Origin of the sequence: Kribbella albertanoniae (genome assembly GCF_004348455.1) — a bacterium.
Lineage (GTDB): Bacteria > Actinomycetota > Actinomycetes > Propionibacteriales > Kribbellaceae > Kribbella > Kribbella albertanoniae.
Map to the genome: position 1 here is coordinate 1 of NZ_SMKA01000074.1, position 19,101 is coordinate 19,101.

At 67.0% G+C, this 19,101-nt stretch carries 19 protein-coding genes; 10 read left to right on the plus strand and 9 right to left on the minus strand.

Annotated features, from left to right (window positions below; translation table 11 throughout):
* Positions 1-271: 271 nt before the first annotated feature.
* Together E1261_RS18005 and E1261_RS18010 are read right to left on the minus strand one after the other, a co-directional pair.
* The gene (locus tag E1261_RS18005; RefSeq protein ID WP_132408032.1) at positions 272-1,342 is read right to left on the minus strand and encodes an epoxide hydrolase family protein; all 1,071 of its coding nucleotides are present in this window, start codon (positions 1,340-1,342) and stop codon (positions 272-274) included.
* A 4-nt stretch (positions 1,343-1,346) separates the two neighbouring features.
* Positions 1,347-1,928 (minus strand): ArsR/SmtB family transcription factor, encoded by a 582-nt coding sequence (locus tag E1261_RS18010; RefSeq protein WP_132408033.1) that lies wholly within the window; start codon positions 1,926-1,928, stop codon positions 1,347-1,349.
* A 109-nt stretch (positions 1,929-2,037) separates the two neighbouring features.
* On the opposite strand from E1261_RS18010, the gene E1261_RS18015 reads away from it, so the two are divergent.
* Positions 2,038-2,238, plus strand: a complete 201-nt coding sequence (locus E1261_RS18015) for a hypothetical protein (protein ID WP_202874801.1) — start codon at positions 2,038-2,040, stop codon at positions 2,236-2,238.
* Here E1261_RS18015 and E1261_RS18020 read toward each other — a convergent pair.
* On the minus strand, positions 2,204-2,767 hold the full coding sequence (locus E1261_RS18020; protein WP_238176287.1) for a TetR/AcrR family transcriptional regulator: 564 nt from the start codon (positions 2,765-2,767) through the stop codon (positions 2,204-2,206). The two genes, E1261_RS18015 and E1261_RS18020, sit on opposite strands and share 35 nt — an antisense overlap.
* Before the next feature lie 120 nt (positions 2,768-2,887).
* Between E1261_RS18020 and E1261_RS18025 the strand changes: the two genes are divergently transcribed.
* Complete coding sequence (locus tag E1261_RS18025; RefSeq protein ID WP_132408035.1) at positions 2,888-3,793, plus strand: alpha/beta hydrolase family protein; 906 nt, start codon at positions 2,888-2,890, stop codon at positions 3,791-3,793.
* A gap of 2 nt (positions 3,794-3,795) precedes the next feature.
* On the opposite strand, the gene E1261_RS18030 is transcribed toward E1261_RS18025, so the two are convergent.
* Complete coding sequence (locus E1261_RS18030; RefSeq protein WP_202874802.1) at positions 3,796-4,740, minus strand: helix-turn-helix domain-containing protein; 945 nt, start codon at positions 4,738-4,740, stop codon at positions 3,796-3,798.
* Positions 4,741-4,810: 70 nt separating this feature from the next.
* On the opposite strand from E1261_RS18030, the gene E1261_RS18035 reads away from it, so the two are divergent.
* Entirely contained in the window at positions 4,811-5,866 is a 1,056-nt protein-coding gene (locus E1261_RS18035) for a saccharopine dehydrogenase NADP-binding domain-containing protein (RefSeq protein WP_132408037.1), read from the plus strand.
* Here E1261_RS18035 and E1261_RS18040 read toward each other — a convergent pair.
* A complete protein-coding gene (locus E1261_RS18040) occupies positions 5,807-7,477 on the minus strand; it encodes an alpha/beta fold hydrolase (protein ID WP_202874803.1) in 1,671 nt (556 codons plus the stop codon). The genes E1261_RS18035 and E1261_RS18040 overlap by 60 nt on opposite strands.
* Positions 7,478-7,608: 131 nt before the next feature.
* On the opposite strand from E1261_RS18040, the gene E1261_RS18045 reads away from it, so the two are divergent.
* From E1261_RS18045 to E1261_RS18055, 3 genes are read left to right on the plus strand one after another with little or no spacing between them, the layout of a single operon-like run.
* The gene (locus tag E1261_RS18045; protein ID WP_132408038.1) at positions 7,609-7,944 is read left to right on the plus strand and encodes a PadR family transcriptional regulator; all 336 of its coding nucleotides are present in this window, start codon (positions 7,609-7,611) and stop codon (positions 7,942-7,944) included.
* Positions 7,941-8,675 carry a hypothetical protein gene (locus E1261_RS18050; RefSeq protein ID WP_132408039.1) on the plus strand — a complete coding sequence of 245 codons (735 nt, stop codon included), beginning with the start codon at positions 7,941-7,943 and terminating at the stop codon, positions 8,673-8,675. The genes E1261_RS18045 and E1261_RS18050 overlap by 4 nt, the downstream gene beginning before the upstream one ends.
* Before the next feature lie 28 nt (positions 8,676-8,703).
* Positions 8,704-9,411 carry a DUF4184 family protein gene (locus E1261_RS18055; RefSeq protein WP_132408040.1) on the plus strand — a complete coding sequence of 236 codons (708 nt, stop codon included), beginning with the start codon at positions 8,704-8,706 and terminating at the stop codon, positions 9,409-9,411.
* A gap of 229 nt (positions 9,412-9,640) precedes the next feature.
* Here the strand turns inward: E1261_RS18055 and E1261_RS18060 are convergent, their stop codons facing one another.
* Complete coding sequence (locus tag E1261_RS18060) at positions 9,641-10,075, minus strand: GNAT family N-acetyltransferase (protein WP_132408041.1); 435 nt, start codon at positions 10,073-10,075, stop codon at positions 9,641-9,643.
* 414 nt (positions 10,076-10,489) lie between these two features.
* Between E1261_RS18060 and E1261_RS18065 the strand changes: the two genes are divergently transcribed.
* On the plus strand, positions 10,490-11,608 hold the full coding sequence (locus E1261_RS18065) for a serine hydrolase domain-containing protein (protein ID WP_132408042.1): 1,119 nt from the start codon (positions 10,490-10,492) through the stop codon (positions 11,606-11,608).
* Positions 11,609-11,617: 9 nt separating this feature from the next.
* Here the strand turns inward: E1261_RS18065 and E1261_RS18070 are convergent, their stop codons facing one another.
* Positions 11,618-12,274 (minus strand): GntR family transcriptional regulator, encoded by a 657-nt coding sequence (locus tag E1261_RS18070; RefSeq protein ID WP_132408043.1) that lies wholly within the window; start codon positions 12,272-12,274, stop codon positions 11,618-11,620.
* 11 nt (positions 12,275-12,285) lie between these two features.
* Positions 12,286-13,293 carry a 1-aminocyclopropane-1-carboxylate deaminase gene (locus E1261_RS18075; RefSeq protein ID WP_132408044.1) on the minus strand — a complete coding sequence of 336 codons (1,008 nt, stop codon included), beginning with the start codon at positions 13,291-13,293 and terminating at the stop codon, positions 12,286-12,288.
* A gap of 464 nt (positions 13,294-13,757) precedes the next feature.
* Between E1261_RS18075 and E1261_RS18080 the strand changes: the two genes are divergently transcribed.
* From E1261_RS18080 to E1261_RS18090, 3 genes are all read left to right on the plus strand, one after another.
* Positions 13,758-14,345, plus strand: coding sequence for a hypothetical protein (locus E1261_RS18080; protein ID WP_132408045.1), 588 nt, complete (start codon positions 13,758-13,760; stop codon positions 14,343-14,345).
* Positions 14,342-16,972 (plus strand): hypothetical protein, encoded by a 2,631-nt coding sequence (locus E1261_RS18085; protein ID WP_132408046.1) that lies wholly within the window; start codon positions 14,342-14,344, stop codon positions 16,970-16,972. Before E1261_RS18080 ends, E1261_RS18085 begins: the two co-directional genes overlap by 4 nt.
* 115 nt (positions 16,973-17,087) lie before the next feature.
* Positions 17,088-17,705, plus strand: a complete 618-nt coding sequence (locus tag E1261_RS18090; RefSeq protein WP_132408047.1) for a VOC family protein — start codon at positions 17,088-17,090, stop codon at positions 17,703-17,705.
* Between the two features lie 3 nt (positions 17,706-17,708).
* Here the strand turns inward: E1261_RS18090 and E1261_RS18095 are convergent, their stop codons facing one another.
* The gene (locus tag E1261_RS18095) at positions 17,709-19,052 is read right to left on the minus strand and encodes an FAD-dependent oxidoreductase (RefSeq protein WP_132408048.1); all 1,344 of its coding nucleotides are present in this window, start codon (positions 19,050-19,052) and stop codon (positions 17,709-17,711) included.
* Positions 19,053-19,101 lie beyond the last annotated feature (49 nt).

The following is a 19,101-nucleotide window of genomic DNA, read 5'->3' on the forward strand; positions in this document are numbered from 1 at the left end:
CGCCCCGACTGTACGTCCCGCGTCGGTAAGAACATGTAGTAGTCACCTACGTATACCCCCGCCCACGCCTCACCCGACCCCAAACCGCCGCGATCCACCGACCACTACGTGTCCTTACCGACGCCCAGCACCTTTGTGGAGCATCGCGGGCGACGATCCACGGAAGATCACTGCCGCTCTGTGGCAGTGATCTTCCGATGATCGACCACCCCGACCATGAACTACATCCGCCACCAGGAACCGGCCTGCCAACCACGAGCCGCCGCGCGGCTCAGGTGATGTCGTGCATGAAGGCGGTGAGCTCGGCGGCCACGAGCTTGGGCTCCTCGAAGGCCATGAAGTGGCCGCCGCCGTCCGGTGCCAGGTAGCGCCGGATGTCGCTGGCCGCACGGTCGGCGATCGAGCGCGGGAACAGTGGCATGTTCCATTCCTGGCTCTGGGTGACCGCGACCGGTACGGCGATCGTCGGGCGGGCCCCGTTGTGCGAACCGTCGTAGTACGGACGGAACGACGTACCGATCGAGGCTGTCACCCAGTAGAGCGTGACGATCGTGCAGATGTCGTCGCGGCTGAAACGCGACTCGAGGTCGCCGTGGCAGTCGCTCCAGGCGCGCAGCTTGTCGATGATGAACGCGGCCAGCCCGGAGGGCGAGTCCAACAGCGCCGCGGCAACCGTGTCGGGCCGGGTGCCGACGATGGCGCCGTAACCGCCGTCCTCCTCGCCGCGATCGTCATCCGAGTCGAGCCACACCTGCTCGGCGGCCGTGATCGGCTCAGCGAAGTCCGACGGGAACGGCCCGTGGATAACGTGAATCCCGGCGACCTGATCCGGGTACATCGTCGCGAGCCAACCGCATACCGAGCCGCCGATATCACCCCCGAAGGCGAAGTACCGGTCGTACCCAAGCGTCTCGGTCATCAGCCGGTGGTACCGCTCGGCGATCGCGACCTTCGTGGTCGGCCCTTCGGTCGGCGTCGACCACAGAAACCCAGGCAGCGAAGGGATTACCACGTCGACCTCGAGCAGGTCGGCCAGCGGCAACAGCTCCGCGAACGTGCTCGGCCAGCCATGCGTGAGCAGCACCGGCGGCCGCGTCGGATCGCGCCGAATGTGCACGAAGTGGGTGCCGTCGGCAACATACTGCGGGTATTCGTTCAACCGCGCCTCGGCAGCCCGCCAGTCGAACTCGTCGGCCCAGTAGGAGACCAGCGAGCGCAGGTATTCCGGATCGACGCCAGCCTCCCAGTCCTTCGCAGTCGGTACGGCGAATCGCGTCCGCCGCAGTCGCGACCGGAGATCGTCGAGCTCGCCCTCGGGTACGGCGATCGTGAAGGGGTCCATGGGGTTACTCCTTGTCGGTTCCGCCGCGAGCCAGCGGGAACGCGTTGAGCTGCAACTGCACCGGCCGGGCACCTGCAGACGGTTGAGCTTGGAGGCGGCGAGCGATGACACTGTCGATGTCGTCGACGAGCTGCCGGAGTTCGTCGACGGTGAGCCGCAGGTTGACGGTGTCGAACGATGCAACGTCGAGCCACTCAGCACTGAAAGCATGCTCGCGGAACTCACGGACGGCGTCGTCACGGCGGCGCATCCACTCCTGATCGATCAGCTCGGTTGCGAGCCGCTCGGCACTCCCCTCCGGCTGCTGATGCGCGTCCGGCAGCGTGATCGATCCCGGCGGCCGCATCCACCAGCGCTCCCGCCCAGTGCCACGCCCGACGTCCTCGGCGACCAGCCCGTGCTTCTCCAGTTGGCGAAGGTGGTAGCTGGTGGACCCGCTCGACTCACCGAGCCGCTCCCCCAGTCCGCTTGCCGTCAGCGGTCCGTACATCGACAGCTCGTCGAGAATCCGCACGCGCAGCGGATGCGCGAGCGCCCGCAACGCCGCCGTACCCAAAGCCGGTGCTCTACCGGTGACTTCCTGCATGATGCAAAGATAGCTTTGCAAAGATTCCTTTGCAACCACCTATGGTGCGAGCAACTCCGAGCGGTCGAGGCGGTGGCGGAGCGGCTGCGCCGGGATCGACACCGAGCGGATGGACTTCCTGCGCACGATGTTCGGCGCGTTCATCACCGACCCGGACGAGGTCGAGGCGCGCAGCATCCTCGCGTTCACGCTGGCCATCGGCCGGCACTTCATCGCATTCGATCACCCGGGCCGGACTCGGGCAGAGACAGTTCAGCTGGCTGGGGAGTATCTCCTCAGTGGGCCTGCAGGCCGTCCAGCAACAGATTGACCAGACGGCGGGGGTCGTAGTAGGTCGCATCGCCTTCGCGGCCGATGCAGAGATTCCCGATGCCGCGCATCAGCTCGTAGGCCTTGATGTCGGTGACGATCTCACCAGCTTCGGCGGCGGTCTCGAGTAGCTCGGTGCAGACCGGCAGCAGGCGGTCGAGGAAGTAGACATGCAGGGCTTCGAAGCCGCTGCTGTCGGATTGCAAGGCATGCGCGAGGCCGTGCTTCGTGACCAGGAAGTCCACGAACAGGTCGACCCAATGCCGCAGCGCCGTGAACGGCGAGTCGAGCTCGGCCAGCAGTTGCGGGCCGGCCTCAGCGCAGGCCTCGACCTGATGCCGATAGACGGCGACGACCAGGTCGGCGCGGGTCGGGAAGTTCCGGTAGATCGTCCCGGTACCGACGCCGGCCTGGGCCGCGATATCCCGGATCGGCGCGTCGACACCGGAGACCAGGAACACCTCGGCCGCCGCGGCGAGCAGCTTCTGCTCATTCCGCAGCGCATCGGACCGCTTGCTCCGACCGGTCACCCGAACTCCCTCCTTGTGCGCCAAACGGAACGACGTCCCACTTGATAACCGGAACAACGTTCCGTATCGTAAGTGGAACAACGTCCCGGTTCTCACTCTAGTGCACCGAAGGAAGAACTCATGAGCGTCATCTCCTATAGCCCGGTGATCCTGTCCGTCCCCGGCCGGCCCGTCGACCTGCAGGTCCGCGTCTCGGCGCCGGCGACCGGCACCGACCTGCCGGTCATCCTGCTGTCACACGGCCACGGCTTCGCGAACAACCTGTCCTCGCTGAACGGTTATGCCCCGCTCGCCAACGACTGGGCCGCGCGTGGCTTCGTCGTGGTCCAACCCACCCACCTCAGCTCGCGGACACTGACCGGCGTGGTCGGTGCCGCCTCAGGAGCGCCGTACTTCTGGCGATCGCGCGCCGAGGACATGTCCCAGATCCTCGACCAGTTCGACCTCATCGAGGACGCCGTACCGACACTTGCCGGCCGAGTGAACCGCGAGCAGGTCGCCGTCGCCGGCCACTCACTCGGCGGCTTCACCACCACTCAGTTGCTCGGGGCCCGTATCACCGACCCCGACACCGGCGAGATCGCGGACCTGCGCGAGCCGCGGATCAAGCAGGGCATCGTCCTGGCCGCCCCGGGCCGCGGCGACGTCCTGAACGGCCCGATGGCCGACGCCATCGACTTCGCCCGCACGATCGACTTCAGCACGATGACGACACCGGCGCTGGTGGTCATCGGCGACAAGGACGACTCGCAGCACTTCACCGACATGGGCCCCGACTGGCACGCCGACCCGTACCACCTGGCACCGTCCCCGAAGACCCTCCTCACCGTCTTCGGCGCCGAGCACCTCCTTGGCGGCATCCAGGGGTACGACGCCGCCGAGACCACCGACGAGGATCCGCAGCGAGTCGCCGCGATCGCCCGCCTGACCGCCGCCTACCTGCACACGCAGTTCAACCCCAGCAGCCCCGCCTGGCAAGAAGCCTCGGACGAGCTGGTCGCGCTCGCAGCCACCGAGTCCAAGTAGAACTACCCGAGGCTCGTTGACCGGAAGGTTTGGCGGTAACTATTCGGGGAGACACCGACGGTTTGTTTGAAGTGGCGGCGGAGGGTGGTGGGGGTGCCCATGCCGGTGGCGGTTGCGATCGCGTCGATGGTGTCGTTGGTTGCCTCTAGCAACTCTTGGGCTCGGCGGACGCGGCGGGTGAGCAGCCATTGGAGTGGGGTTTCGCCAGTGGTGGCGCGGAAGAGGCGGCCCAGGTGGCGGGGGCTGGTGTTGGCTTCACGGGCGAGGTCGGTGACGGTCAGGGGCTGGTCGAGGCGTTCTTCGGCCCAGTTGAGCAGGCGGGACAGGGCGTGCTCGTCCGCCGGCTGGATAGGTTTGGAGACGAACTGTGCTTGCCCACCAGCGCGATGCGGCGGTACGACGAGGCGCCGGGCGACCGCGTTCGCGACGGCTGCACCACGATCCAGGTACACCAGGTGCAGGCACAGGTCGACTGCAGCGGCCTTCCCAGCGGCGGTGAGCACGCGACCGTTGTCGGTGTAGAGCACGTCCGGATCGACCTTGGCTGCTGGGAACGCTCGACTCAACTGCTCGGTGTGCGCCCAGTGCGTAGTCGCCTGCTGCCCGTCCAGCAGCCCGGCCGCGCCCAGCACGAACGCGCCCGTGCACAACGACGCCACCCGCGCACCCGCGTCGTACGCCGACCGCACCGCCTCGACCAACTCCACCGGCGGCGGTACGTCGACGTCCACGCAGGCCGGCACGATCACCGTGTCCGCAGCGGCCAACGCATCCAGCCCATGATCCGGATCGACCAGGAACGGCCCGACCCGGATCGGCCCCGGTCCGCACAACTGAACGTCGTACCAGTCAGGTACGTCGACCGGCGGATTGCCGAAGACCTCGTAGGCGACGCCGAGCTCGAAATGCAGGAGCTGCCCGGCCGCGGCGACCGCAACGGTATGCATGTCCGAAAGTGTACGCATGGTGGCGTTCCGGACGCTCCCGGAAACCCGGCCCGGCGGCCAGACTCAACCCATGACGCAGAGAATCGCCGTGTACGGCGCAACTGGGCACACCGGTCGTTTCGTGGTGGCGGAGCTGGTCCGCCAAGGTTTCACGCCGATCGTGTCCGGCCGCGATGCCGAGGCGCTGAAGACGCAGTGGCCCGATTTCGAGGCCCGCCCAGCCACCGTGGACGACAGCCACGCGCTGGATGCCGCCCTGATCGGAGCGGCCGCGGTCATCAACGCCGCGGGTCCGTTCGCGCTGACCGGCGCGGCAGTCTCAGCCGCCGCGGTCCGCGCCGGCATCCCGTACGTCGACGTGGCCGCGGAGATCGAGGCGAACGTCGACACCTTCGCCGCCCACCGGGATGCGACGACCCCGATCGTGCCCGCGATGGCCTTCTACGGCGGCCTCAGCGACCTCCTCGTCACCGCCGCACTCGGCAACCGGACCAGCGCCGACGAGGTGATCGTCGCGTACGGCCTCAGCAGCTGGCACCCGACACCGGGTACCCGAACCGCCGGCAAGATCTCCCACGACCGGCGGAACGGACGACGAGTGCGCTTCGCCGATGGCGAGCTGCGGTACCACGACGACCAGCCGAGCCAGGAGGACTGGCCGTTCCCCGAACCGCTGGGCACCCGCCGCGTGATCAAGGAATTCACCATGGCCGACGTCGTCACGATCCCCAGCCACCTCGACGTACCGAGCATCCGCACCGCCATGACCCTCGAGGCCGCCGGCGATCTGGCCCAGCCCGACACCCCCGCACCGAAGGCGGTCGACGACCACGGCCGCTCCGACCAGACCTTCGTCGTCGACGTCCTGATCCGAACCCCCGAGGGCGACCTGCGCACGACCGCCCACGGCCAGGACATCTACGCGATCACCGCGCCGCTCGCAGTAGGCGCCGTACGACGTCTGCTCGCAGGCGAAGGCCGTGCGACAGGCGTGGCGTCGGCCGGGGCGATGTTCGACCCGGCCGACTTCCTAAATGAGCTCGCGCCCTATGTGACCGTCAGTTCGTCAGTGCCGCCAGGCGGACTTGCCCTGGGCAACCAATTCGGTGGCCCGGTCGGCGAGTGAGCCGGTCGGCCGCTTCGCCGCGGACGCGCCCGCCGTACCGTCAGCCGGTACGTCGGGACGTGGGGCGCCGTCGCAGACCACGCGCGAGCCCGGCAGGATGCCGTTGATCAGATAGTCGTCGATCTTCTGGGTGGCGCAGGCGTTGCCGCCGTACTGACCGTGGCTACCCTCATCCTTGACCGAGATCAGCTGGTTGTTCAGCGCGACCGCCATCGCGGGCGACCCGTCGTACTGCGTCGACGGGTCGTACTCGGCGCCGATCACCAAACCGACCGGGTAGCCCTTGCGCTTCAGGTCGACCAGCTTCTCCTGCGGCTTCCACTTCGCGTAGGTGCAGTTGGTCGGCCCCGCCTGCATCGCGCCCGGACCGTACGGGTACTTCTCGCGGAACAACCGCATCTGCTCCTCGTAGCCCTTCGGATCCTTCGACCACACCGCCTCACAGCTCACCGCCGGGAAGACCCCGTTGTAGGTCTCCTTGATCTCGCCGTACAGAACCTTCAGCGCCTTGCTCGCGTCCTCGCTCAACGCCCGCTTGCCCTCCGGCGCATTCGCCGCCTGGTGGAGCAGCCCGATCAGCTCTGCCGCCAGGTCCCAGATCGGCCGGTAGCCCGACCCGCCGAGGATGATGTCGAAGAAGACTCCGTCGACATCAGTTCCTGCCCCAGGGATCGGCCAGGGCACCGGACGCACCGCGAGTTTCGCCCGGGTCGCGGTCAGGTTCGCCGTCACCTCGGCGAGCGTCTTGCCGAGGTGGTAGACGCTGTCGCGCTCCGCCATCCATGATGCGAGCGCGTCGAAGTTCTCCCTGGCCGCGACCGAGACCTGCTTGGCCTGCTCGTAGTACAGCCAGTCCGGGTGCATCGAGGCGTCGAGCACCGAGCGGTTCAGCTTGCTCGGGAACAGCGAGCCGTAGACCGCGCCGAGGTAGGTGCCGTAGGAGTAGCCGAGGAAGTTGATCTTCTTCTCGCCCAGCACGCCCCGGATGACATCCATGTCGCGGGCAGTGTTCGCCGTGCTGATGTACTTGCGGATCCCGCCACCACCGGCCGCACAGCCCTTCTCCTGGGCCTCCGCGTCGGCTGCGATCTGCGCGAACTGCTTGTCGGTCGGCCTGGTCTCGAAGAGCGGCTCGGTCGGCGGGAGCTCACACTCCAACGCCGTCGACCGGCCGGTGCCGCGCGGGTCGAAGCCGATCAGGTCGAACGGACCCGCGATCTTCTGCTCCTGCATCCAGGTCGGCATCGTCAGGCCTGGGCCGCCCGGACCACCGGGGTTCAGCAGCAGCACCCCTTGCCGCTTCGCCGGATCGGCTGCCTTCCGCCGACTGATCGCGACCGACAGGTTGCCGTCCGAGGGCTTCCGGTAGTTCATCGGCACGACGATCGTCGCGCAGTCCAGCCCGACGAATTCCTTCTCCCACTCCTCCTGCGGGTAGCCCGGTGGCGCCGTACCGGCCACACAGGCCGCCCACTCCACCTTCTGGTTGTAGTACCCGGCGAGCGCCTGGTCTGTTGCGCCGCTGGCCGGTGCCACCGCCAAGGTGCCGGTCGCCATCACCACACCGGCCGTCAGTGCCACGACTCGCGCCAACCGTGGTCGTCTACTCATCTGCTCCCTCTCCGATCACTGAATGTCAGAAGGCCGTGACGCTAGCGACACGGCGGTGAGGTGATGATCAGCAGAAGATAGGGATCCTGTGAAGGTCTCGGACCGTCCGTTGGACGGAGTATCCTGACCGCATGACCGACCGCGGGATGCAGGAACTGGCGTTGCTGTTACTGACAGCCCTCGCGAACGAGTCCCGGCACGGCTACGCGATCGCCCAAGAGGTCAAGGCGATCACCGACGGCCGCGTCGCACCACGGACGGGTGCCCTGTACGGCGCTCTGGACCGACTGCTGGCCGACGGCCTGATCGAGGTCGAGCGGGAGGAAGTCGTCGGCGGGCGCACACGTCGGATCTTCACCCTCACCCCGACCGGTCGCGAACGCCTTGAGACCGAGGCCGAGCGACTGGCCGCAACGGCTCGGGAGATGCGCCGGCGCCTGGCCGGTGGGACTGCGCCGGCCACATGAGGCTGTACCCGGTTCGCTATCACGCTGCCGGCGAGATCCTTGACGTGCATCGGGAAATGACCGCCGGCCTGTCATGGCCAGCACGAGTGCGCGCGGACGCGGACCTGCTCGCGCACGCCTTACGAGTGCGACTCGGACTCGACTCCGCCTCGACCGGTGGGCGATTCTTCGAGCTCGCGGCGCCCTTCGCGCTGGCCGTCACAGCGGCGTACGGCGGTATCCATTTGATGAGCTGGTACGCCGGGGTCGTGATCTCGCCCGGTTCCACCTGGAGCCAGCTGGTGACGACCGATCTTCGCCACGGACTGAACGTGCTGTTCCTCGTGTTGATGTGTGCCGGCGGAATCGTTGCCCTGCTCAACCATTCGCGGCTCGGCGCCGTGCTGGGCCTACTCGGTTTCGCCGTGGACTGGACGATCTCCCCCGGGCTGTACGACTCCCCGCTGCAGGCGTTCGCCGCCGTACTGACTGCTCTTGTGATCGTTGCCTGCCCGCCGGATCGGCGTCGCCGATCGCCGGCCGCCGGGGCTCTAGCTGCGCTGGCCTGGTTTCCCTCTGCACTAGTCCTGACCAGGGGTTTTGTGATCAGCACCGACTACGGCGCCTGGCCACTCCTGGCCTTGGTATTGACCGGCGTCGTCTCTTACGCGCGCTCCTCAGGTCTCCGCGCGCTGGCAGCGATCGCGGCCGCGTCCCCACTCTTCCTGGTGCAGGCCTCGATTTCCCTATAGTCCGTTCAAGTGACTATTGTCTGTCGACATGCCCTTCACCTTGGCCCACCCGGCCGCAGTACTCCCGTTGCTGCGCCACCCCTTCGTCCCGGTGGCACTCATCGCCGGGTCGATGGCGCCCGATACGCCGTACTTCCTGACCGCGGTCGGCATCAGATCTACCCAGGCGGGCGATTGGTACGGATCGTTCCTGAACGCGACCACGACTCACTCGGTCGGCGGGTTACCGATCGACCTGTTCTACACAGTCGTCCTGGTCGGAGCGTATTGGTTGCTTCGGGCACCGATCACCGCACTCGGCCTGACCCTCCCGAGAGTCGAGCGCCCGAACATCTTGTGGTTCATCGCTTCCGCGTTGATCGGCGCCGCCACGCACTTGCTCTGGGACTTCCTGACCGACAACCGATGGCTGCAGTACGCGAGTACGGCGTTCGGCCTGATCGTCATCGCCTGGTTCAGCTGGAAGCATCGCGTCGCCCTGCGCACTCCCGACGCCACCCCTCGCCTCACCCCCACCCTGCGCCGAGCAGTCATCGGCCTACTAATCACCGCTCCCCTGCTAGCCGCGGCCGTACTCATTCCTGCTGACTACGCCGGATATCAGACTGCGGCCGCCTCCTCGGCCGGGATCGCCGAAGGCGTCCTCACCGGAGCAGTCAAGCGCGCCGGCGCCGCCTTCGCCGCCGCACTCCTGCTCTACGCCGCAGCCTGGCAAGTTACCCCCAAGATCCGTTAGAGGGCGTCGATCAGCTGGCGCCGTTGCGGCGGCCCACCAACGACGGCCGACCGAACCCACCAACCGAGCCGCCCAGCCAACCCACCTTGAGCACCCATCAACCACCTGACGCCCGCGCTCAACGTCGTATCGGCTCGAACAGAGGGCACGCGACTGACCGGCCTTGCGGGTTCCCCCAGCGCCGGCACTTCGGGGTTGACGCCACCCCGAAGGCTCAGGACGCGACTCTTTAACCAGACCACCACGTCGACTCCGCGATCGTCGTGAAGCCCAACGACTTGTAGAGGTGCTGTGCGGGCTCTGCGGCGGTCAGGGTTACTGGCAAGGGATCGAGCTGCCTGAGCACGCCGTACATGAGTTGGCGAGCAAGGCCCTGGCCGCGGAACTCGGGCAGGGTCGTGACGAAGTAGATGCCGGCCACCTTGTCCTGGGTGATGGTCGCGGCGGCTGCGGCCCATTGGCCCTCGACCGCGATCAGGTAGGCGTCGAAGCCGGGCGTGGTGAGCAGGTCGGCGGGGACGGCGGCCGCTTCGCCGTACGGCTGGAAATGTGGGAGCGGGAAGCCTTCCACCACGATCTTGTCGACCTCGGCGAGCTGCTCCTCGGTCCGCACGTGGACCACCTCGACGGTCGGCTCCGGGAGGGGCGCGGCGGCGCGGACCATGACCGCAGCCGAGCCGGCGTGAGCGGTGGCGAGACCACGCCGTACGGGTCCTCGATCGTGACTCGCGGCCAGGGTTGGCTTTTCAGCAGCTCGGTGAGCTCGGCCTCGGGTGGCTCGGGTGATGTGATGACCACGCGGAGACCGTTACGCACGGGATCGAGCGCCGCAACGAAACCCGGTCTCTCGAGCAGCTCGTAGCCACGCGCTCGTCCGAGTACACGCCAGAACTCGGCACCGTTCTGGTTGGCCAGCTGAAGGTCGGTCATGGCAACGAACCTACGAGACGGCTCCGACAGTTTCTGCGAGGTGGGGTTAGCCCCACCCCGAAGACTCTGGCTGGCCGGATGGTCCAGCGGCTGTTGAGTTTCTAGCGTTTGGGGTGTTCACACAAACGCCCATCGCAAGGAGTCCCCGATGTTCACATCACGTCGTCGCCGGTTCGGTCTGCTGGCCGCGTCTGCAGTTGCTGTCACAGCGGTCGTCGGCACCACCGCGGTCTCGGAGGCCGCCCCTCGGAGCGAGGTGCAGCACAGTCTGGATGCCCTGGTTCAGGGGCCGAGTTTCCCGGGCGCGATCGCGACCGTGCGCGATCGGGCCGGCAAGGTTCGGACCTACACCGCCGGGCCAGTGCCGCGGGCGAGTCGGGTGCGGATCGGCAGTAATACCAAGACCTTCACGTCGGTCGTGGTCCTGCAGCTGGTCGGCGAAGGCAAGGTCGGTCTCGATCAACCGGTCGAGAAGTACCTGCCTGGGATGGTCCGCGGTGACGGTATCGACGGCCACAAGATCACCGTCCGCCAACTCCTGCAGCACACCAGCGGTATCCCGGACTACGACGAGATCTTCGGCAGCGGCGACTACCTGCCCTTCCAGCACACCTACTGGGAGCCCCGGCAGATGGTCGACGAAGGCCTGCGGAAGAAGGCGCTGTTCCCGCCCGGCACGAGCTGGGAGTACAGCAACACCAACTACATCCTGGCCGGGCTGATCATCCAGAAGGTCACAGGGCGTCCGGTCGGCGAGGAGATCACCCGCCGGATCATCGAGCCCCTCGGCCTGCGCGACACCTACTGGCCGGCTGCCGGCGATCAGCGGATCCTCGGCCCGCACCCGAAGGTGTACTACAAGACCACACCTGACGGTCCGGCGACCGACGTCACCGAGCTGGACCCGTCGATGGGCTGGGCTGCCGGTCAGATGATCGCCACACCTGGCGACCTGAACCGCTTCTTCAGCGCGGTGATCAACGGCAAGCTGCTGAAGCCCGCCCAGCTCCGGGAGATGCTGCGGACCGTGCACGCTCCCGACATGGACGTCGACGGCGACGGCGAGTACGGGCTCGGCATCTCGAAATTCCCCTTGTCCTGCGGCGGATTCGCCTGGGGGCACGGCGGTGACATCCCCGGCTTCGAGACGCGGAACGCCGTCACCCCGGACGGCCGCGAGGCTGCGCTCGCGGTCACCGCCATGCCAACCACGATCGACGACGCCCGCCGAGTGACCAAATCCCTGGACACCGCACTCTGCAGCTGAGTCCTGGCGCTAGAGCGAGGCGATCAGCGGTACGAGCGTCAGCCAGTTCGTTCGCGCTGCTTCGGCCGCAGCCTCCGCATCGCCGGCTGCACAGAGATCGATGATGAGGTTGTGGTGGGCAACTGATTCGCGACCGCTCAGGGATCCGAAGCGGAGCCGCTCGATCCGACGCAGCGCCGGGGTGTACTGATCGAGGACCGCAGCGATGGCCTGGTTGGCACTGACACGAACCGGAACAGCGTGGAAGTCGTCGTCGCCCTGCAGGGCGGCGTCGACGTCTGCGGCCTGCAGAGCGGCAGCGAAGCGGTCGTTGGCAGCACGCATCTCGCCAAGGTCAGCCTCGGTCAAGTGCGGAACGGCTTCCCGGACTGCCAGCTCGTGCATGGCCGCGGTGACCAACTGGGCCTCGCGAAGTGCGCGGGCATCGAGCGGGCTGACCATCGTGTAGCGGCCGGGCTTGGTCTGCACGAGGCCGGCCTGTTCGAGCCGGGCGAGCGCCTCGCGGACCGGCGTCCGGCTGACACCGAGCCAGTCCGAGAGGTCGGCATCGTTCAAGCGTTCGCCGGGCGCGAGCTCACCTTTGACAATCGCATCGCGGATCGCCCGGTAGGCGTCCTCACGCAGCAGCGAGCGCGGGACGACCGCACGTTCCTTCGGCACCGGCATGCGACCGCAACCTACCGGAAGAGTCCGCTGTAGGCGTTCAGGGCAGGCTGACCACCGAGATGCGCGTACAGCACATTCGAGTCCTTGCCGATCTCGCCGTCCCGGACAAGGTCGATCAGGGCGGCCATCGACTTCCCCTCGTAGACCGGGTCGATGATCATCCCCTCCAGCCGGCCGGACAGCCGGATCGCATCCAGGGTCGACTGCACCGGAACGCCGTACAGGTCGCCGGCCCAGCCTTCGAGCACCGTGATCTCGTCGTGGCGCAGGTCGCGGCCGAGGCCGATCAGCTCGGCGGTCGACCGGGCGATCTTCTCCACCTGGGCATGGGTCTCGGCGAGCTTGGCCGACGCGTCGATCCCGAGCACCCGCCGCGGCCGATCCTGCCCGGCGAACCCGGCAATCATCCCGGCGTGCGTGCTGCCGGTGACACTGCAGACGATGATCGTGTCGAAGAAGACCCCGAGTTCGCGCTCCTGCTGCTCCACCTCGTAGGCCCAGTTGGCAAACCCGAGTCCGCCGAGGCGGTGGTCCGAAGCACCGGCAGGGATCGCGTACGGCGTACCGCCGTCTGCTCGTACTTCGTCGAGCGCCCGGTGCCAGCTGTCCTTGAACCCGATCCCGAACTCGGCGTCCACCAACTTGACCTGCGCACCCATGATCCGGCTCAAGAGGATGTTGCCGACCTTGTCGTTCACCGGGTCCGGCCAGTCCACCCAGCTCTCCTGCAGCAGGACCGCCTTCAGCCCAACCTTCGCAGCGACGGCCGCGACCTGCCGAGTGTGGTTCGACTGCACTCCACCAATGGTGACGAGCGTGTCCGCCCCCTGCGCCAACGCCTCGGGGATCAGGTACTCCAGCTTGCGCGTCTTGTTCCCGCCGTACGCCAGGCCGCTGTTGCAGTCCTCGCGCTTGGCCCAGACCCGCGCCCCACCCAGGTGCGCGGTCAGCCGGTCCAGCGGGTGGATCGGGCTCGGCCCGAACAGCAACGGGTACCGCTCGAAGGCATCCAGAGCCATTTCTCTCTCCCCTGCGATGTGCAATATATCGCATATTGCACCTCAAGAACCCATTGTTTGTCCAGGGGGAGTCACCTTGAGCACCGATCAACCATCTGGCAGCCGCCGGGACGGTCGAACCGTGCTCAAGGTCGCCCGGCCAACCGACCTTGAGTACCCGTCAACCACCATCCGGCCGCGCACATGGTTGAACCGTGCTCAACGTCGTACCTGCTCTACGGAGGCGTGGCATGTCCTGGCAAAGCGGGCTGGAGGTCCTTCAAACACTTGAGTTTGTGGGGTTTTTCGGTGCTTTGGGACACATTTGCGAGTCCCTGGCGACTCGGTATCTCCCCGGCATTGCCGGAAGCGGTTACCGCCTGGTAGGAACGTCCATCAGCTTCGTACTGAACGGTAGTTCAAGTACGTGAATCTTGGATTTTCCGGAGGGGGTCCCGGAGTCCGACAGTGAGGTGGAGGACTCAATGCAGCGCAGTACCTTGCTATGCGGTGCTCTGCTGGCCGTGGTCGCAGGTCTGTTGTGTCTGGTCGGGGAAGCGCTCGGTCTGGACACGCAGCATGTGGCACTGGTCGGCGGCGCCCTGGGGGGTGTGGTGGGGCTGGTGCAGGAACGAACCCCGGCCCAGCGAGCGATCGGGTTCCTGATCGGGCTGTTCGTGGCCTGGCTCGGGTTCGCCGTACGGGCGCTTTACCTGCCTGACTCGGCTTCCGGGCGCGCGGTTGCGGCCGTCGTCGTGGTGGCCGTGTGTGTCGCGTTCGCGGCGGGGTCGGGGAACCGGCTGCCGTTGTGGACGTTACTGCTCGGCGCGGCCGCGATGGTGGCGGTGTACGAGGAGAGCTACACGGCGGACAGCCCGGCCTTCCTGGCGCAATCACCTTCGGCGGCGACCGGCGTACTGCTCGCGGCCGGGATCGGGTTCCTGGCGACCTCGCTCCAATGGCCCGGCCGAACACCAGCCGCTGCCCAGACCGAGGCTCCCCCTGCGGATGACGAGCCGGCCGAAGAGGCACCCACTCGCGAGTTCGCCACCACTGAAGGAGAACGTCCGTGACCGCCCGCCGGATCACCCGAGGACTGGCCGCCGTCATCGCCGTCCCGACCGTCTTCGTCCTGACCACGTCACCGGCCCTGGCCACCGCCACCGCTGACCCGGTCACCATCACCAACACCGAAACCGTGCAGGCCCGCCTGGACCCGAGCGGCAAGGTCGACACCGCCCGCATCTACGAGCAGCTGGCCCTGACCGGCAACGGCAAGGTCAAGCTCACCAACCCCGTCTCCACCAAGGGCCTCCGCAACCTCGACAGCTGGGGCGGCTACTCGGTCAAGGACGGCAAGATGGCCGTCGACACCACGGTGGATGGCGAGCAGCGGCTGCGTACGGTCAGCGACTTCGACAAGAAGAAGCTCCCGATCAAGGTCGCCGTCACCTACACCCTCAACGGTAAGCAGCTGAAGAAGCCTGGCGACGTCGTAGGCAAGAAGGGCCGCCTGGAAGCCCACTACGTAGTAGAAAACACCTCGGCCCGCTCCGAGCCGGTAACCATCACAGACGGCTACGGCAAACAGGTCACCGAACAGGCCGACGTAGTCATCCCCATGGTCGGCCAGCTGACCACGGTCCTGCCCCCAGAATTCGGCAACGTCTCGTCGAACGAAGCCAACAAAGCCGGCGACGGCAAAGGCGGCACCAAACTCAGCTTCACGGTGACCCTGTTCCCACCCGTAGGCGCAGCCACCGCCGAGTTCGGCTGGTCAGCCCAGGTCAAGGACGCCATAGTCCCCGAAGCCGAGCTGACCGCCTTGCCAGTAAGCCCACTGGACAGCCCCACCTTCAAAACAGCAGTAACCGGCTACGAAAGCGGCGCCGAAAAGGGCACCGACCTAGTCGACGGCGGCACCGAACTGGACGCCAATCTCATCAAGCTCCGCGACGGCTCCCAGAAGCTCCTCAGCGGCCTGCTGCAACTGAACGCCGGCGCGAAGACGCTGAACGAGGGCCTGGCCGACAAAGCCGCCCCCGGAGCCACCAAGCTCTCCGGAGGAGCAGCCCAACTGGCCGGCGGCCTAGCCGAACTCGACACCGGCGCCTCGCTTCTCCGCACCAAAACCGGCGAAGCCGCCGCGGGCGCAGACAAGCTGGACAAGGGCGCCGGCACCCTGCAGAAGGGTGCAACGGATCTCAACGCAGGAGCCGGCCAACTCAAGGCCGGTACAGGCAAGCTCGCGTCCGGCCTGAACCAGGCCACCGGCAAAGCCCCGGCACTGATCGACGGCTTGAACAAGGTCGGCGGTGGGCTGCAGGACGTCGAGGACGGCCTCGCCCTGATGTACGGCAAGATCGGCCAACTGCCCGCAAAGGCACAGGAGCTGCACACAGGCATCAAGCAACTGCGCGCGGGGATCGGCTCGGCCGATCAACCGGACACACTCCTCAACGGCCTGCACCAACTGAAGGCCTCGCTCGCGGGCTCAGGGCCGGGTATCGACAAGATGCGCGGCGGTGTCCATTGCGTGAGCGATGTCTTGGATGCCGTCAGCAACGGCAGGTCCAAGGCCAGGGGGTACGACGAGGCGTGTTACGGCGCTGCAGCGGCCCTGCTGAACGGACCGGCAGGCGAAGGGAACCGCACTGCCGAGCCGAACCCGATCAAGAAGATGATCCTGGACGCGACGATCCCCAAGCTGGGCATCATCGGCGGTCCGGTGCCCGACCCGACCAAGCCGTTGCCCGCCGACGCCACGTTGCAGGAGGCGCTCGCCTACCTGAAGGCCCGGCTGACCGGGCCTGCGGTCAACGGAATCACCAAGCTGCAGTGCGGCCTGGACAACACGAGCCTCGGCCTCGGTAAGGACGGCTGTCCCGCAACCGAGCCGGGTCTGATGCAAGGGCTCGTGCGAGTGGACGCCGGGGTCAGCTTCTTGGTGTCCAAGGTGGTGGAGGATGTCCAGAAGGGGATCGGCACCAAGAAGGACACTCCGAAGAACAAAACACTGCGTGGTGGGGTCAACGGTCTGCAGGGCGGCGTTGGCCAGATCCAGGCAGGCGGCAAGACGCTGCTCACCGGGTTGAACCAGCTCTCGGACGGCGCCGATCAGCTGAACACCGGTGCCGGGTCACTGGCGACCGGTACGGGCAAGCTGAAGGCCGGTGTCGGCGTACTGGTGAACGGGACCGGGCAGCTCGACGACGGTCTGTTCCTGCTTTCCGGTGGGACCGGGAAGTTGGCTGATGGCGTTGGCAAGGCACGGGACGGGTCGGACCAGCTCGCCACGGGATCCAAGGAGTTGGCTACTGGGATCGGGTCGGCTGCTGAGGGGTCGGGGAAGTTGGCTGAGGGGCTGACTACGGCTGCGGATGGGGCTACCGGGATTCCGGATGGGGCTAAGCGGCTTTCTGCTGAGGGTGCTCTCGTGCTGCAGAAGAAGGGGGCGGATACTGCGCTCGACTTTGGGCGGCGGTATGGGATGTTGGCGGCGGCTGCTAACCGGGCCAAGACTGAGGGGATGCCGTATGGGGCTCCTGAGGGGGCGGCTAGTGCTACTGCCTACTCGTTGAAGTTGGCGGGGGCTACTGGTGAGGGTGGCCGGAGCTGGGTTCGGTTGTTGGCGGGCTTGGCGTTGTTTGCGGTGGCGGTCGGGGCGACGGGGTTGATCCGTCGACGCGCTCGGCACTAACCCCCTTTGCTGGGGACCAGGTCGCGGTACCGGCCACGACCTGGTCCTCGGAATGCCGTGGGGCGGTGCGGACGTTCATGTGCTCAGAGCAGGATGAGCGCAGGAGGAGAGAGCGATGGGCGTCGAGCTGAAGCTTGAGGCGGTTGTGGTTCCGGTGGCTGATGTAGATCGGGCCAAGGAGTTTTACGGCGGTCTGGGGTGGCGGCTGGATGCGGACTTTGCCTTTGACAACGGGTTTCGGATCGTGCAGTTCACGCCGCCGGGGTCGCCGGCTTCGGTGCAGTTCGGTACGGCGGTGACGACGGCCGAGCCTGGTTCCGCACAGGGGCTCTACCTGGTGGTGGATGACGTCGAGGAAGCCCGGACCGAGCTGAGCAAGCTGGGTGTTGAGGTCAGCGAGGTGTTCCACCCGGGCGCACCGGGAGCGCAGTTCGAGGCGGGTGCTCAGAACCGCGTTGCAGGGCGGGATGAGAGCAGTTACGGCTCGTTCGCGACGTTCCAGGATCCTGACGGCAACACGTGGTTGCTTCAGGAAGTCACCACCAGGCTCCCGGGTCGCGTGACCGAGGCGACCTACGCGTCGGCAGACGAGCTCGCCGAGGCGCTGAAGCGTGCTGCTGCCGCGCATGGTGAGCACGAGAAGCGGCATGGCGGTGAGTACGACGAGCAGTGGCCGGCCTGGTACGCGTCGTACATGGTTGCGGACCGGACCGGCCAGGAGCTGCCGGAGTAGCTGCTACTCCGAGGTGGCCGCGCGGAGCATGTCTTCGCGCGGCACGACCTTGATCCGCTCACGCCCGTGGGGTTCGCCGAGGGCGATCTCGTGGGCATCGAGGCGGGCCCAGCCGGCGGCGTCGACGATGACGGCGCCGTTCGCCTTGAGGTGCGTGAGGATAGCGTCCGGGTCGGACTCCTCGGGGCGCGGCAGGGTGTCGAGGTCGGAGAGCAGGCTGGCGATTGTCTCGGCCGCATCGGACTTGGTGTGGCCGATCAGGCCGATTGGGCCGCGCTTGATCCAGCCGGTCACATACATACCCTCGAGCGGTACGCCGTCCAAGTCCAGCACGCGACCGCGGTCGTTGGTGATGACCCCGGCCTGGTGGTCGAACGGGAGCTCCGGCAGATGCGACGACAGGTACCCGACAGCGCGGTAGACCGCCTGCACCGGAGTATCGACGTACTCGCCGGTCCCCCTCGCGGTGCCGTCACCCTGGAGCTGCGTCTTCTCGGTGCGCAGACCCTCGACGCGGTCGGCGCCGAGCACCTCGACCGGGTTGTGGCACAAGTGGATGTGGATGCGGTGCGGTGCACCGGTCGGCTCGGCCTCAAGGTGCTTGAGCAAGGTGTCGACGACCAGCCGCGTGCTCTTGCTCGACGTGATCGCGGCCTGGCTCGCCTCGTCGATCTCGAAACCTTCCGGGTGCACGATCACGTCCACCGCCGGCGAGTGCGACAACTCCCGCAGCTCCATCGGCGTGAATTTAATCTGCGCCGGACCACGCCGCGCGAAGACGTGGATATCCGTTGCCTGGTTGAGCTTCAGGCCCTGATACACGTTGTCGGCGATCTCGGTGCTGAGCTGCTCGTCGGCCGGCTTGGCCAGCATCCGGGCGATGTCGAGGGCCACGTTTCCGGCTCCCAGTACGGCGACCTCACGCGCTTCGAGCGGCCATTCCCGCGGTACGTCGGGATGTCCGGCGTACCAGGAGACGAAGTCGGCGGCACCGTAGTTGCCGGGCAGGTCGACGCCCGGGATGTCGAGCGGCCGGTCGGTGATCGCGCCGGTGGCGAAGATGACCGCGTCGTAGTGCCGGCGCAGGTCGTCCAGCTTCAGGTCGACGCCGTACGTGACGTTGCCGATGAACCGGATCCGCTCGTTCTGCAGCACCCGGTGGAGTGCCTTGATGATCTCCTTGATCCGCGGGTGGTCCGGCGCGACGCCGTACCGGACGAGCCCGAACGGCGCGGGTAACCGCTCGATCAGGTCCACCTGGGCCCCAGGGTGCTCCTTGGTCACGATGTCGGCGGCGTAGATACCGGCTGGCCCGGCACCGATGACGGCGATGCGGAGATCCTTCACAAGCTGCGTCCCTCACATGGACTCGAAAGAGTTAGGTCTACCTAACTTT